We start from the raw sequence: 14,306 nt of genomic DNA on the forward strand, positions 1-14,306 counted from the left end.
CGCTCTACAGTATTCAACAAATTGACTAGGGGCTGTCATGACGACCTTCCGCCAGGCGATCGACGCGCGAGATCTCGATGCCGTCGACGACATGTTGGCGGACGACGTCGTGTTCCGAAGCCCCGTGGCCTTCGCCCCTTATCAAGGGAAGGCCATCGTTTCCGCGATACTCCGCACCGTCCTCCAGGTGCTCGAGGGCTTTCACTACGTCCGGGAGATCCACGACGGACACGGTCGAGACCACGCGTTCGTCTTCGAGGCGACAGTGGACGGAATGTCGCTGACCGGGTGTGATTTTCTCCGGTACGACGATGAAGGTCGGATCGTCGACTTCATGGTGATGGTGCGACCACTGCGTGCGGCCGAGGCCCTGTCGGCTGCGATGGGCTCTCGCTTCGAGCAGATCAAGGCCGACGCCGTCGAGCGAAGCGCACGGTGACACCATGACCGCCTCCGGTGTTCTGCGCCTCGCGTGGCTCAGCAGACATCGAGCTCCGATCGTTCTCGCCCAGGGCATTCGGGTACGGCGCTCCACCCCACGCCTGCCCGCGGCACGCGGCGTGAACGGTCGGATCGACGGGACCGATGCCAGGGCTGTGCAGCTCGTCGTGCTGGGCGACAGCCTCGCCGCGGCCGTGGGAATCGATCAGCATGCCGATGCTCTGGGTGGACATCTGGCGAGGCGCATCAACACACGAACGGGCAGACCCGTCGAATGGACGATCGTCGGCAGATCCGGAGCGACCGCACGCGAGGTTCTGGGCCTCGTCGACGACGTGGTGCTCGGAGCTGCCGACATCGTGGTCGTCTCGGTCGGTGTGAACGACACGAAGAATCTCCACTCACGGGCGACCTGGCGGGCTCAGTTGTCGGCACTGCTCGATCGCGTCATCGATGCCGCCCCTCGTGCGGCGATCCTGTTCATTCCGCTCGCACCACTCGCAGAGTTCCCGGCCCTTCCCGCGCCGCTGAAGACGGTGCTCGGACGCCGAGCGGACGACTTCACTGCCATTGCAAGCGAACTCATCGCGACACGTCCGCGAATTCTGCTGTCGGACGTGGCTTTCGAACCGTCGCATCGGATGTTCGCCTCCGACGGGTTTCATCCGTCGTCGGAGTTGCACGGAATCTTCGCCGACGGTGTCGTCACCGCCCTCGACCGGGCCGGCGTGCACGGCGTGCTCGCGGCCGTGGAGCAGGAGCCACCACACCACCGTGCGCCGGCCGGAATCTTCGACGACCCTTCGAGCTGAGCACGCGCGATCGGCTTCGATGTGGAAGCGAGGCACTGTTCGGTCGAGGGGCGCCGGCAATCCTGCCACTCACAGGCCATGCCACCTGAGCTACGCGGGTGCGGAGTCGCCGAGTAAAACGGACACCGCGTGATCCACGTCGACCGTGGAATCGAGGAACGGGACAGATCTCAGGCACCCGGCGATGAGGTGGACGAGCATGTCGACGACGACATCGACGTCGAACCGACTCTCCACTTCCAGCCACCGAGCACTCGTCTCGTCCACAGCGGCAACGGCTGTCCGTCCGACCAACCTGATCGCGTCGTTGTGGGGATCGATGCCGAGCATGGCAGCGGCGGCGACGAGCGCTGCTGTGCGGGCATTCTCGAATACCTGCCACGCCTCGGGATCGGCGCCTCGACCGCCCAGAACCATCCGCAGCGCCAGGCCACGGTGTTCACGCAGATATGTCAGGTGTGCGGTCAGCGCTGCCCGGATCTGCTTGTCCGGGGTTGCGTCGGGGATGCCGTCGAACGCGCGCGCCATCGCCTCGGCGGTCGATCGCATGGCCTCGAGGTAGATGCCTCGCTTGGTGCCGAAGTAGTGGAACAACAGCCCGTGCGCGACGTCGGCCGTCTTGGAGATCTCACCGACGCCGACCTTGTCGTAGTCGTTCTCGGCGAAGAGCGTGACGGCGGTGTCGATGAGTCGCTGGCGGGTCTCCGCCGCCCGGGCGGACCGGGCGGTCATCTTGGCAGGCGGGCGCGACACGACGTCACTGTATCGGGAACAGCCGACCCGGGGTGAGTAGGTGACGGCCGCGATCGTCAGATGATCGGGGTGATGTGATCGTGCAGCTCGACCCCCAGCAGAGCCTTTCCGTACGTCTCGATCGACACTCGGGGCAGCATCACCGCGTGGCGCGCACCGACGTTCGAGTCGCGCCAGATCCGCTGCAGCGCATTCACCTCCGCGAAGGCGCCGGCGCCGGTGGCATCGAGCAACGTGTTGAGCGCCTCGTTGATGCTGCGCAGCGCGGTCGCAGCATCGCCGCGGACACGGGCCCGCGAGAGGAGGTCCGGATACTCCCCCGCGTCCGCCCACCGCTCGACATCGTCGGCTGCGCGGAAAGCGTGCAGGTGGGCGGTGTCGATCTTCAGAGCCGCCTCGGCCACGAGCATCTGAAACGCCACCGAGTCTGCCTGGCGCTCGAACACGGTGTAGGCGAGAGACTTTTCCGCAGCCTTGGTGCGCACCAGTTCCATTGCAGCTCGACCCATTCCGAGCTGCGGTCCGACAAGGACCATGACCAGCATGGGGCCGAACGCGGACCTGGCGAACGCGGAATCGGTGCGCTCGGAGACATAGGAACCGCTGAAGGCACCCATCATCGAGAGCATCCGATGTTGGGGGACGAACACGTCGTCTGCGACGACGGTGTTGCTGCCGGATGCACGCATTCCGGTCACGTACCAGGTGTCGTCGACGTGGTAATCGGTTCGGGGGATCAGCGCCATTCCCTGATCCATCACCGTCTCGTCCTCGTCCAGGATCACCACGCCTCCGGTGCACCACGTGGCGTGCAGACTGGCCGAGGCGTACGGCCACTGGCCGCTGACGCGGTAACCGCCGGGTACCGGTCGCGCGGTGGCAGTGGGCGACACGACGCCGGAGATGATGACGTCCGGCCCGTCCGCGTACACCTCGGACTGCGCTTGCTCGGTGAACATTCCGAGTGCCCAGTGATTGATGTTGGAGAGCGTGGTGACCCACGCTGCGCCGCCGTCACCCTCGGCAATGGTGGCAGACACCTCGAGCATCGTCCGCAAGTTCGTCTCCAGCCCTCCGAAACGGGCCGGCGCTGCGATCCGGAACGCGCCGGAACGGCGGAGGGCGTCGACCGTGTCCTCGGACAACCTGCGCGCCTGCTCGTTCGCCGCGGCACCGGACTTCAGCTGCGGCAGCAGGTCGCGTAGCTGTCGTACTACCTCGGCACCGGTATCGATGCCCGTGGTCGGTGCGGAGGACTCGGTCAGTGTCGTCATGGTGTCACTCTCGGTCGGGCCCCTGAGGAGCGGAGATGCGATCTGTGACACCGAACGTAGAGTTTCGTTGACTTCGTGTCAATATTGACATCGAGTCAACGACATGGCCTGATTGCCTCGTCGACCGCATCCGAAAGGAATCCGAATGAGCCTCACATCCGTGAGCCGGAACATCGCCGCGCCCCAGCAGAAGGTCTGGGAAACCGTCTCCGACGTGACCACCTTCGAGCACTGGCACGCTCTGCACGCCGGCTGGGAAGAGCTGCCGCCGAGCACGATCGAGGTCGGCGCGACGATGGTGGAGAAGATCAAGGTGGCCGCCCTGGTCGACACCATCACCTTCGAGGTGGAATCGTTCCGGCCGCCGAGCGAGGTCGTCTTCCGCGGCAAGGGTTCGACCGGCTCGAAGATCCACATGCGCCTGGGGTTGGACGCGTCCGGTGACACGACCACCGTCACCATCGACCTCGACGTCACGAGCCCGCTGCTGGTCGGCCCGGTGGGCAAAGCTCTGCGGGGAACGTTCGAGAAGCGGCTACGGGAGACACTGGACGGGTTGTCCCGACATGTGATCGCAGTCTGAGGTCACATCGGGGCGCACGTCGCGTCACGGGGAGCGGACCGCGCGACGTGCCTTCACAACGCATCCGGCCCGCCCCGAGTACGAACCAGCGCGGAGATCACCGGGTGGTCGAAACGATGACATTGGCCGCGACGATGAGCACCAGAGCCAGCATCTGCCAGGGAGACAGCACCTGCCCGAGGACGATCCACCCACCTACAACGGCCCAGACGGGATTCACACTCGCCAGCGTTCCGAAGGCGCCGGCGTCGAGATGCCGCAGACTCACCATGTCCACCGCGAACGGCACCACAGAGGCGAGCACACCGCACAGCGCTGCCAACAACACGAATCGCGGCGACGGCGGATTCACCGTGAACAACGCCACCGCCACCGGAGCCCACACGACTGCCGACAGAATCGCCGCAGCCGAGGTTCCGCGAAAGCCCGAGAAGAGCGCTCCCACGCGCTGATTGAGCAGGATGTAGCCCGCCCACCCCGCTGCGGCGACGAGAGCCGCGACGACACCAGCGATGTCGGAGGTCCCGCTCGGTCCGACGAGAACGATGACACCGACGGCGGCCAGTCCGGCGCACAGCACGTCGAGGGCGCGGCGCGACCCGGCGACCGCGACAGCCAACGGACCGAGAAACTCCAACGTCACCGCCAGACCCAGACCGATGCGCTCGACGGCGAGGTACAGGCTCAGATTCATGACGCCGAACACCGCAGCCAGCGCCATCACCGCCACCACTTGAGTGCTCGTCATCGAACGGAAGCGCGGCCGCGCCACGAACACCATGACCAGCGCCGTGACCAACTGGCGCACGGCGACCACGCCCACGGGACCCATCGCGGGAAAAGCCAGAGCGCCCGCCGCTGCGCCGGACTGGTTGGCCGCAGATCCAGCGAGCGCGGCCGTCACGCCCACCGATCGGCGCCTGCCGTTCTCCGGCCGGGCACCGGCCATGTGAACTCGCGAACCCTGCGACGGACGTTGCCTGAGCACCATGACGAGAACCGTAGGAGCAGCTCCAGCCAGAACTGAAATGCATACAACGCTCCGGGTATGCTCTGCGGTTATGACGTGGTCGTCTCGCGAAGTGGTCTACTTCGTCGCTGTCGCCGGCTGTGGGTCGTTCACGGATGCGGCCATCGAACTCGGCGTGTCCCAAGCGGCCGTCTCTCGCGCCATCGCCGCCACCGAGAACCGGCTCGGCGAAAGACTTCTGCGTCGCACACCTCATGGCTGCGAACCGACCGCTCTCGGACTGCAACTCCTGCCACAGGCGCGCCGCATCCTGTCCGAACTCGACGTGCTCGACGACATCGCTCGCACCAGGCGCCGACGGTTACGTCTGGGCTACGCGTGGGCCGCGGTCGGTCGTCACACCACACCACTCCTGCGTTCGTGGCCCGCCGAGCATCCGACGATCGAACTGCAACTCGTACGCCACAACTCCCCCACTGCCGGACTCGCGGAAGGTTTCTGTGACGTCGCCGTCGTCCGCACACCGGTGAACACCTCTCGATTCGACACCGTCGTCGTCGGACTCGAGAGACGACTGGCCGCGTTCGCGACCGACGACGCACTCTGGCGCCGCAGGCGGACACTGACCATGGCCGAGGTGGGCCGTCGCACGCTCGTCGTCGACCCTCGAGTGGGTACGACGACTCCCGCGCTCTGGACCCACGACGGCACCGACCCCGTACCGGATCTCATCGAGACCACCGACGTCGACGAGTGGCTCGACACCATCGCGGCGGGCCGAGGAGTGGGCTCCACCGCCGAAGCCACCGCCCTGCACCATCCCCGATCCGGGGTCACCTACCGACCGATCACGGACGGACCGAGCATCCCGGTCCATCTCGCGTGGTGGAGACATGAACCGCCGATCGGACTGCGCGAACTGGTCGACACTCTCACGTCGTTCTACTCGACGTGACCGTCCGCGCCGTCACGCCCCCGATGTCGACCCTGTGGGGAACATGCACGAGTGACGCGTGACATTCTTTCGACGCGGAGCGGCTGGGGCGAGCACTCGCGATGTCGCAATGCGCTGTCTTGCACAGCATCTCAGTCACACAGTCAGGGGTAGCATTCGCTGCTACCACACCCTGGTCCTGCTGACACAGCGCACATCAGCGCGCACGCGGAGCGTCGCAAGGGCCTTCATTGGTCGTGCGCACTCGTTTCGGCCAGCATCGAGACCTCTCCGAAAGGACAGTCTCGGTGCGCAACAGGTCAGTTCGAGCGGGAAGTCCGCCGCCCGTCGATCTCCCCAGGGATGGTGATGGCAGTCACATCGACTGTCGAACCGTTGCCGACCACAGGAGACGACCATGGCCATCGAGCTCAACCAGATCTGGGACTTCCCGATCAAGGAGTTCCACCCCTTCCCTCGCGCCCTTCTCGGGGTCGGCGCACACGACATCATCGGCGTCGAGGCCAAGAACCTGGGCTTCAAGCGATCACTTCTGGTCACGACGGGCCTCCGGGGATCGGGGATCATCGAGGAACTGATCGGGAAGATCGAATACCAGGGCGTCGAGGTCGTGTTGTTCGACAAGGTGGAGTCCAACCCCAAGGACTACAACGTCATGGACGCCGCCGCGCTCTACCAGAAAGAGAAGTGCGACAGCATCATCTCCGTCGGTGGCGGCTCGAGTCACGATGCAGCCAAGGGTGCACGCGTCGTCATCGCGCACGACGGACGCAACATCAACGAGTTCGAGGGCTTCTCGAAGTCGACCAACAAGGAGAACCCACCGCACATCGCTGTCTCCACGACGGCGGGTACGGGCTCGGAGACCTCGTGGGCCTACGTCATCACCGACACCTCCGACATGGACAAGCCCCACAAGTGGGTGGCATTCGACGAGGCCTCCATCGTTACCGTCGCAATCGACGACCCGCTACTCTACTACACCTGCCCGCAGCACTTCACCGCGTACTGCGGCTTCGACGTCCTCGCCCACGGAAGCGAGCCCTTCGTCTCCCGGCTGGACTTCGCGCCGTCGCTGGGCAATGCGTTGTATTCCGTCGAACTGGTCGCGAAGAACCTCCGCGAAGCGGTGTACGAGCCTCGGAACCTGAAGGCCCGCGAAGGAATGATGAACGCGCAGTACATCGCCGGGCAAGCCTTCAACTCCGGCGGCCTCGGCATCGTGCACTCCATCTCGCATGCCGTGAGCGCTTTCTTCGACAGCCACCACGGACTCAACAACGCCATCGCTCTTCCGCGGGTCTGGGAGTACAACCTGCCGAGCCGGTACGAAAGGTACGCGCAGCTGGCCGGCGCCCTGGGAGTCGACACCCGCAACCTCACCACCGTGCAGGCCGCGGATGCTGCTGTGGAGGCGGCCATTCGACTGTCGAAGGACGTCGGCATCCCGGACAACTTCGGAGAGGTGAACACCCGCCTATACGACAAGAACCGGATGAACACGGGCAAGTACACCGGCCGCGGAGACGTCATCACCGGAGACGAGAAGACCGTCCTCGCCATTTCCGAGCACATCCAGGACGACTGGTGCACGCCGGGCAATCCCCGCGAGGTCACGGTCGAGTCGATGATTCCGGTCGTCGGTCATTCCATCAACGCGTCGTACTGACACACGAAAGATCACGGAAAGGACCACGACTATGACCACGGCCGGACCCTTCGTTCGACAACAGGAGACCACTTCTGATCTGGCGACGCCCGCGGACGTGCGCGCATCGCTCCGGGAGACCGGATACATCGCGACCGACGACCTGTCGGTGGTGGTGCATCTCGCCATCGCGCTGGATCGACCGTTGTTGCTCGAAGGTCCGGCCGGCGTCGGTAAGACGGAACTGGCCAAGGCGCTCGCCCTCGCGGGAGGGCGTCGGCTGGTCCGCCTGCAGTGCTACGAGGGTCTCGACGACAATCGCGCGCTGTACGAGTGGGACTACGCGAAGCAACTGCTGCACGTCCAGATGTTGCGGGACCGCATGGGGGCCGAACTCGCCGATGCACCGGATCTCGCCGCAGCGTCCGCCCTACTGTCCGACACGGATTTCGGTCTCTACTCCGAGGGCTTTCTCGCTGTCAGACCCCTCCTCGATGCGATCCTCTCGGAGCAGCCGGTGGTGCTGCTCATCGACGAGGTCGACCGCACAGAGGAAGCGATGGAAGCACTGCTCCTCGAGGTGTTGGCTGAGAAGCAGATCACCATTCCCGAAGTCGGTACCTTCCGGGCGCGAACCGATCCGTGGGTGATCCTGACATCTAACGACACTCGTGAACTGTCCGCCGCGCTCAAGCGGCGCTGCCTGCACTTCGCGGTCGATTTCCCGAGCGCGGAGGTCGAGCGCGAGATCGTCTCCTCCCGCGCTCCGGAGGTGGAGGAGTCCGTGGTCGCTGACGTCGTCGACCTTGCTCGGTCGATGCGGGAACTGCCCCTGCGCAAGAGCCCGTCGGTCTCCGAGGTCATCGACGCAGCCCGAGCCGCGATGATCCTGAAGGAGCACGACACCGAGCGCACGAGGGAGTTGCTGTCCTCCGCACTGCTGAAATACGTGAGCGACGTCGAACTCGTTCGGCGACAACGAGAGCCCTCTGCACCGCACGACACTGCCGACCGTTCGGGTCCACCGCCCAGCATCGCCAGTCGACCACCCAACAGCACCACCGCTGCTTTCCGCGGACACGGCGGACGTGACCGTGGCGGAGTCGGGAAGAAGGCGTGACGTGACAACCACGTCCGCCACTCCGGCACGGGTACTCGACGTTCTGTCGGCCGTGTTCGGCCGGCTCCTCCGCCGATTCGGTGTCGCGGCGTCGCCCGCCGAGGTGATCGAGGTGAGGCGGGTTCTGGGCCTGATCGGCGCCTCCGACACACCGCTTCTGCGCTCGGCACTGCGCGCGACGTGCGCGAAGTACCCACACGAGCAGGAGGGCTTCGACCTTGCGTTCTCGGCGCTCTTCGATCCCGTTCTCCCGATCGACGAGCCAGGACGCACAGCGAGCGCGGCGGCGGTGGCCGGCGGATTGCCCACGGACTTGGAGGTCTCCGGCGACGAGCACACCACCGCCCGCTACGCGGACTTCAACGAGCGCGCCGCCGACGTGGGCGAACACTTCGACACGCCCGATGCCGAGCAGGGGTTCAATCCGCACAAGGACGACGACGATCTGAGCCTCACGAGCAGCGACTCTCAGGTGTCCGTGGACGCTGATTCCGCGTCGGGTCGCCGCGGAGTCACGTTCACCGTGGACGTGGACCGTGCCGACAGCGCGACGGTCGGTGAGTTGTCGTCCGATGACGCGGTCGTGTCGCGGGGAACTCTTCGGTGGGACGACCCGAACGGGATTCTGGGCTGGCTGGACGCCTACGATCCCGCGGCGGTCTACGGCGACGCACTCGACGCGGGGGAGATGACTCGGACCCAGCTCGATCGACTCGCGGAGGCCATCGAGGCCTTCGTCGATGCGCTGGCGCGCAGCGCGGGGGGTACGACACCCGCGACGGAGGCCGATCCGAATGCCCTGTCTCGCGTCGACGTGGACGGGGCGTGCCGGGAGATACTCCGCCGGATGAGGGGGGCGCCCAGACCTCGACCTCGTGAACACGGTCGCGGCAGACTCGACATGCGCAGGACCGTGCGCGCCGGGATGCGGACCGATGGGGTGCCGTTCCATCTGATCGTGCGCACCCCCGTTCCGGAACAGGTTCGACTGCTCGTACTCGCCGACGTCTCCTTGTCCGTTCGGCCCATCACCGCATTCACCCTGCGACTCGCGCAGAGCATGCGCCACCGGGTCAACAGATGCACGGTGTTGGCCTTCGTCGACCGACCGGTCGACGTCACGGACGAGTTGGCTCGAAGCACAGGCGACGACGCTCTCGCCACGGTGCTGTCCAGTCCGGAACTGGACCTCGAAGCCAGCAGCGACTACGGACGCGTGCTCGACGAGGTACTCACCCACCACGGCTCGTTCATCACATCACGGACGTCCGTCATCGTCGTCGGCGACGGCCGATGCAACGGTCTCCCCGCGGGAGTGGACAGGCTTCAGGAGATCTCACGCCGGGTTCACCGACTGGCATGGATCACCCCGGAATCTGAGCGGTACTGGGACCAGGCATCGTGCTCCATGCGCGAGTACGCAGACGTGTGCGACGGCGTCGTGGTGGCCCGCGATGCTCGGCAACTCATCGACCGAGCACCCGAACTCGGCAACGCTCTGCGGTGACGGTCCTGCCCGATCGGGCAGGTATCGACAGGCCGTTGCGCCGTAAGCTGGATCACATGTCCGGATTCTCTGCACCGTCCTCGGCGCATTCGGCGGACCCGACTGTTCCCGGCCTGGACGTTCCGCTCGGTGACGTCAACGCCGTCGGCCGGGTCGTCAAGTTCCACGCCCCCGAGATCGTCTTCGGGGTGGGTTCCACCGGCGAGGTCGCGCACGCGGTCGCGAGACTGGGAGGAGTGCGCCCGTTCCTGGTGACCGACGTGGGACTGCTCGAGGCAGGGTGGGTCGCGGCGATCGAGAAGGAATTACGAGAGCACGGCATGGCACCGGTGGTGTGGGCGGACCCGACCCCGAACCCGAAAGACCACGAGATCGCGGCCGGCCACGTCGTCTATCGCGACCGCGGATGCGACGTCCTCGTCGCAATCGGTGGCGGTAGCGTCATGGACGCGGCGAAGGGCGTGGCCATCCTCGCGTCGAACGGCGGTCGCATCCTCGACTACGAGGGCGTCGACACGGTCGAATCACCCATCCCGCCTGTCGTGATGGTCCCCAGCACCGCCGGCACCGGCGCCGATGTCTCTCAGTTCTGCATCGTCACGGACACCGACCGTGGCACCAAGATCACCATCCTCGGCCGTGCACTGGTCCCGGACATCACGATCATCGATCCGCGACTGCTCACCACCATGCCGGAATGGCTCAGTGCGGCCACCGGCCTGGACGCCCTGACGCACGGGATCGAGGCTTTCGTCTCGCTCGCCCACAATCCCCTCACGGACCACCATGCCCTCCGGGCGGTCACTCTCGTCATCGAGACTCTCGCCCACACGATCGCAGACCCCGACGGACTTCCTGCGCGCACCGTGATGGCCCAGGCCAGCCTCGAGGGCGGACTCGCGTTCACCAATGCCATCCTCGGAGCCGCGCACGCGATGAGTCACCAGGTGGGTGGTCTTCTCGACCTCCCCCACGGCGTCATCAACGGAATACTTCTGCCGCATGTCATCCGCTTCAACGCAGGCGCCGACGGCCGGCCGTACGTGCCCGTCGCCGCGAGTCTCGGGCTCCCCGAGGCCCGCGGATCGGCCGCGGAGGCAGCGTTCGCGGTCGCGGATCGTGTCGAGACTCTGGCGCGGGCCGTCGGGGTTCCCCGCACACTCGGGAACATCGGCGTCACCGACGCCGATGTCGAGCGCCTCGCGGAGTTCTCGCTCCGCGACGCCTGCATGGCCACCAATCCGCGGCCGGCCACTCAGAGCGATATCGCAGCACTGTTCCGGAAAGCACTGTGACTCAGCGCGAACCGGTGACGGACCTGTCCCGCCTCACCGGCCTGCGATCGTCGAAGAGCACCTACTACCCGCAATACCGGGGAGCCGCCGAACGGGCCGAACGGATCTTCCACGCCCTCGATCTGGTGTCGCGTGCACTCGTCCGCACGGTCGAGGGGCCCGAGACCCTGATCTGTGCAGTGGCCGAGGCCGCTCGCGCGCACCTCGGCGCCCGCTGGGTCGTCTTCGCCCTCACGGACGGCGCACTTCCGGACGCCGGCCCTCGCCGCCTGGTCCTGGGCCCCGACGCGACACCGTTTCTCGTGGGCGACGTCGAGGGCCCTCCCCTGCCCGACGACGTGGTCAAGTGCCTCGACGACATCCGCCGAGCGCGGGTGCAGGGTGGCATTGTCACAGAACCCCACTACGCGTTCGTCCCCATCGATTCGGTGGGCGGCGCTGTGGGGGCGTTCGCCGCGTGGACCGGTGAGCATCGGACTCTCGATGCCACCGACGGGGCCGTCCTGAGCATCCTCGCCTCGCAAACTGCGGTGGCGCTGCAGAACTCGGCCCTGTTCCAGAATGCCCGCCGCACCGCGGCGGACCTCGCGGTGCGTAACGCTGAACTGGAGACCACGCAGCGACAGCTCGGCGCGGTCCAGCGCCACCAGGTAGTGGACGAGGAGCGGCACCGCATCGCCCGTGAACTACACGACAGTGTCACCCAGGCAGTGCTGTCCGCCGGTATGCAGATCGAGGTGTGCCGCAGCGAGATCCCCGACGCGGAACGCCGAGATCGCCTCGATCTGGCGAAAGACCTGACCAAGCGTGCAGTCGAACAATTGCGATCAGCGATCTACGCGCTGAACCACGCGGGTGACTCTGATCGGTCCACACTCCCGGAGATGCTCGATCAACTCGCTGTCGTGCACATGCCGGACGAATTGCAGGTCAAAGTGAACACCGTCGGTAACGCTGTCGAGTTGTCGAGCGACCTCGAGCACGCGGTCCTTCGTATCGCCGGTGAAGCGTTGTTCAATTCGGCGGTGCATTCGAACGCCTCCCGCGCGGCACTCCGCCTCACGTATCGCGACCACTCGGTACTGCTGACAGTCGACGACGACGGCGACGGCGATCCCCGCGATCTCCGCGTGGTGATGCGACTCGCGGAGACCAACGACCTCGGCGGCTCACACCGCGGTCTCGTGAACATGGCGGCGCGCGTACGAGAGTTCGACGGCACCTTCGACGTCAGACGTTCGCGCCTGGGCGGGATACGCATCGCCGCAACGATTCCGATCGGAGCATGATGACCTCCATCCTTCTCGTCGACGACCACGCGATCCTGCGCCAGGGTCTGCGTTCCGTCCTCGAACGTGAGCCCGACCTGAGAATCGTCGGCGAGGCGGCATCACTCGACGAAGCCACCACGACGGCGGCTCACCTCACCCCTGACGTGGTTCTGATGGATCTCAAGCTCTCCGCCAGTTCGGATTACGAGGGTCTGACCCTGTGCCAGAAATTGTCGAAGTCGCATCCGTCCATGGGCCTGCTCGTGCTCACCACGTTCCTCGACGAACGACTCGTGGTCGAAGCCGTTCATGCGGGCGCACGCGGCTACGTGGTCAAGGATGTCGACACCACGGAACTCGTGCGAGCCATCCGTGCAGTGTCTCGCGGCGAGTCCGCGTTCGACGCCCGCAGTGCATCCGCCGTGGTGCGGTCACTGAACCGAGGAGGTGAACCCGACGGGAGACTGACCGAGCGCGAACTCGAAGTCCTGCGCCTGCTCGCGAACGGCATGTCCAACACCAGGATCGGTACCGAACTGTTCATCTCGGCCACCACAGTCAAGTTCCACGTCAGCAATATCATGCGCAAATTGGGCGTCAGTCGCCGTGCAGAGGCCGTCTACGCTGCGAGCAAGGGCGGCTTGATCTAGCGTGCGTCGAGCACGGCCCAGCCACCGTGGTGCTCGAACACGTCGAAGGGCGCGCCACTGCGCGAGACCGCGGATGCCAGTGCGGCGAGATCGAAGGTACGGACATGGCCGTGACAGCGTTCGGCTTCCTCTTCGAACGGCACCGCGATCACCACTCGCCGGCGTGCGACGCGCAGCGCCTCCTGCACGATCGCGTCACCCGATCTCACGTCGACGTGTTCGAGGAGGTGCAACGCCGTCACGGTGTCGACGTGACCGTCGGGCACAGGCACGGAGGCGGCATCGCACACCAGGGTGGCGACGTCGAGGCCCAGTGCAGTACTCATGGCGTCGAGCAGACGCACGGTTCCCTCGTGAAGATCGGTGGCGATCACGTTCACGCCGCGAGAAGCGAGCCGCAGGGGGAAGAACCCGAAGCACGAACCGAGGTCGAGCACGCTGTCGCCGTCGACCAGATCGTCAGCGCAGGCATGAATCGGCGCAAAGGCGGACGTACCGGATGTCAACTCTGCCAAAGAATTACGATAGTACGTGGCCCACGCTGCGACCGCACCGGGGACGGTGGACCGCACGAGGCCGACCATGATCGCTTCGAACTCCGATCTGCTCGAGCCGGCGGCTGTCACTCGGTCGGTGACTTCTCCGACCAGCGCATCGCTCAGACGGTCCGCGGTCAGGGAGTGTCGCACCTCCAGCACGCCTCCGCTGCGCCCGATATGGATGTCACCGGCGATCCGATCGTCGGAACGGGTGACGGTCACGTTGCCGTGCCTCCACACACCGGGCGCACACGGTGCGAGGGAATCGAATGGTTGGAGTGTCGCGGTCACAGGCCTCTCCCACATCTGTCGGGGACAGCATCGATCCTAGGGCCGAACGCCGCAACGTGACGGCCGGTTCCGCACCTGCCCGATCGGGCAGTCCTCGGGCGCCAACAGGCCTGTCACAGAGGAACATCGGACACCTGAACCTCTCTCGGTCCTACAGTGAATTCACGCACCTCACACGAGAATGCGCGTTTGAGAAA

The 14,306-nt window shown here is 65.8% G+C and carries 14 protein-coding genes; 10 read left to right on the forward strand and 4 right to left on the reverse strand.

Translation table 11 applies throughout. The features are described from left to right. Nucleotides 1–37 precede the first annotated feature (37 nt). Together HQ312_RS18250 and HQ312_RS18255 are read left to right on the forward strand one after the other, a co-directional pair. A complete protein-coding gene (locus HQ312_RS18250) occupies nt 38–439 on the forward strand; it encodes a nuclear transport factor 2 family protein (RefSeq protein WP_222640147.1) in 402 nt (133 codons plus the stop codon). Nucleotides 440–443: 4 nt separating this feature from the next. Continuing rightward, on the forward strand, nt 444–1,253 hold the full coding sequence (locus HQ312_RS18255; protein WP_222640154.1) for an SGNH/GDSL hydrolase family protein: 810 nt from the start codon (nt 444–446) through the stop codon (nt 1,251–1,253). 90 nt (nt 1,254–1,343) lie between these two features. Here HQ312_RS18255 and HQ312_RS18260 read toward each other — a convergent pair whose 3' ends face one another. Then, nucleotides 1,344–2,006, reverse strand: coding sequence for a TetR/AcrR family transcriptional regulator (locus HQ312_RS18260; RefSeq protein WP_222640156.1), 663 nt, complete (start codon nt 2,004–2,006; stop codon nt 1,344–1,346). 56 nt (nt 2,007–2,062) lie between these two features. Continuing rightward, entirely contained in the window at nt 2,063–3,280 is a 1,218-nt protein-coding gene (locus HQ312_RS18265) for an oxidoreductase (RefSeq protein WP_222640157.1), read from the reverse strand. Nucleotides 3,281–3,425: 145 nt separating this feature from the next. On the opposite strand from HQ312_RS18265, the gene HQ312_RS18270 reads away from it, so the two are divergent. After that, nucleotides 3,426–3,863, forward strand: coding sequence for an SRPBCC family protein (locus tag HQ312_RS18270; protein ID WP_222640159.1), 438 nt, complete (start codon nt 3,426–3,428; stop codon nt 3,861–3,863). A gap of 97 nt (nt 3,864–3,960) precedes the next feature. Here HQ312_RS18270 and HQ312_RS18275 read toward each other — a convergent pair whose 3' ends face one another. Further along, the gene (locus HQ312_RS18275; protein WP_261782433.1) at nt 3,961–4,854 is read right to left on the reverse strand and encodes a DMT family transporter; all 894 of its coding nucleotides are present in this window, start codon (nt 4,852–4,854) and stop codon (nt 3,961–3,963) included. 70 nt (nt 4,855–4,924) lie between these two features. Between HQ312_RS18275 and HQ312_RS18280 the strand changes: the two genes are divergently transcribed. From HQ312_RS18280 to HQ312_RS18310, 7 genes are all read left to right on the forward strand, one after another. Beyond that, nucleotides 4,925–5,788 (forward strand): LysR family transcriptional regulator, encoded by an 864-nt coding sequence (locus HQ312_RS18280; RefSeq protein ID WP_027507092.1) that lies wholly within the window; start codon nt 4,925–4,927, stop codon nt 5,786–5,788. 397 nt (nt 5,789–6,185) lie between these two features. Next, the gene (mdo, locus tag HQ312_RS18285; protein ID WP_222640167.1) at nt 6,186–7,457 is read left to right on the forward strand and encodes an NDMA-dependent methanol dehydrogenase; all 1,272 of its coding nucleotides are present in this window, start codon (nt 6,186–6,188) and stop codon (nt 7,455–7,457) included. Nucleotides 7,458–7,488: 31 nt separating this feature from the next. Continuing rightward, the gene (locus HQ312_RS18290; protein ID WP_222640175.1) at nt 7,489–8,556 is read left to right on the forward strand and encodes a MoxR family ATPase; all 1,068 of its coding nucleotides are present in this window, start codon (nt 7,489–7,491) and stop codon (nt 8,554–8,556) included. A gap of 1 nt (nt 8,557) precedes the next feature. Continuing rightward, nucleotides 8,558–10,063: a VWA domain-containing protein gene (locus HQ312_RS18295; protein WP_027507089.1), complete on the forward strand. Its 1,506-nt coding sequence runs from the start codon at nt 8,558–8,560 to the stop codon at nt 10,061–10,063. Between the two features lie 56 nt (nt 10,064–10,119). Further along, a complete protein-coding gene (locus tag HQ312_RS18300) occupies nt 10,120–11,358 on the forward strand; it encodes an iron-containing alcohol dehydrogenase (RefSeq protein WP_081821461.1) in 1,239 nt (412 codons plus the stop codon). Then, nucleotides 11,355–12,647: a histidine kinase gene (locus tag HQ312_RS18305; protein ID WP_308115855.1), complete on the forward strand. Its 1,293-nt coding sequence runs from the start codon at nt 11,355–11,357 to the stop codon at nt 12,645–12,647. Before HQ312_RS18300 ends, HQ312_RS18305 begins: the two co-directional genes overlap by 4 nt. Continuing rightward, complete coding sequence (locus tag HQ312_RS18310; protein ID WP_222640465.1) at nt 12,647–13,279, forward strand: response regulator transcription factor; 633 nt, start codon at nt 12,647–12,649, stop codon at nt 13,277–13,279. The genes HQ312_RS18305 and HQ312_RS18310 overlap by 1 nt, the downstream gene beginning before the upstream one ends. Here the strand turns inward: HQ312_RS18310 and mftM are convergent. After that, a complete protein-coding gene (gene mftM, locus HQ312_RS18315) occupies nt 13,276–14,124 on the reverse strand; it encodes a mycofactocin oligosaccharide methyltransferase MftM (RefSeq protein ID WP_222640177.1) in 849 nt (282 codons plus the stop codon). The two genes, HQ312_RS18310 and mftM, sit on opposite strands and share 4 nt — an antisense overlap. Between the last annotated feature and the right edge of the window lie 182 nt (nt 14,125–14,306).

The organism is Rhodococcus sp. BP-316, from assembly GCF_019836105.1.
Lineage (GTDB): Bacteria > Actinomycetota > Actinomycetes > Mycobacteriales > Mycobacteriaceae > Rhodococcoides.

Coding starts and splice junctions, on each gene's coding strand:
- HQ312_RS18250 (WP_222640147.1), top strand. CDS start 38: ATGACGACCTTCCGCCAGGCGATCGACGCGCGAGATCTCGATGCCGTC.
- HQ312_RS18255 (WP_222640154.1), top strand. CDS start 444: ATGACCGCCTCCGGTGTTCTGCGCCTCGCGTGGCTCAGCAGACATCGA.
- HQ312_RS18265 (WP_222640157.1), bottom strand. CDS start 3,280: ATGACGACACTGACCGAGTCCTCCGCACCGACCACGGGCATCGATACC.
- HQ312_RS18270 (WP_222640159.1), top strand. CDS start 3,426: ATGAGCCTCACATCCGTGAGCCGGAACATCGCCGCGCCCCAGCAGAAG.
- HQ312_RS18275 (WP_261782433.1), bottom strand. CDS start 4,854: ATGGTGCTCAGGCAACGTCCGTCGCAGGGTTCGCGAGTTCACATGGCC.
- HQ312_RS18280 (WP_027507092.1), top strand. CDS start 4,925: ATGACGTGGTCGTCTCGCGAAGTGGTCTACTTCGTCGCTGTCGCCGGC.
- mdo (WP_222640167.1), top strand. CDS start 6,186: ATGGCCATCGAGCTCAACCAGATCTGGGACTTCCCGATCAAGGAGTTC.
- HQ312_RS18290 (WP_222640175.1), top strand. CDS start 7,489: ATGACCACGGCCGGACCCTTCGTTCGACAACAGGAGACCACTTCTGAT.
- HQ312_RS18300 (WP_081821461.1), top strand. CDS start 10,120: ATGTCCGGATTCTCTGCACCGTCCTCGGCGCATTCGGCGGACCCGACT.
- HQ312_RS18310 (WP_222640465.1), top strand. CDS start 12,647: ATGACCTCCATCCTTCTCGTCGACGACCACGCGATCCTGCGCCAGGGT.
- mftM (WP_222640177.1), bottom strand. CDS start 14,124: ATGTGGGAGAGGCCTGTGACCGCGACACTCCAACCATTCGATTCCCTC.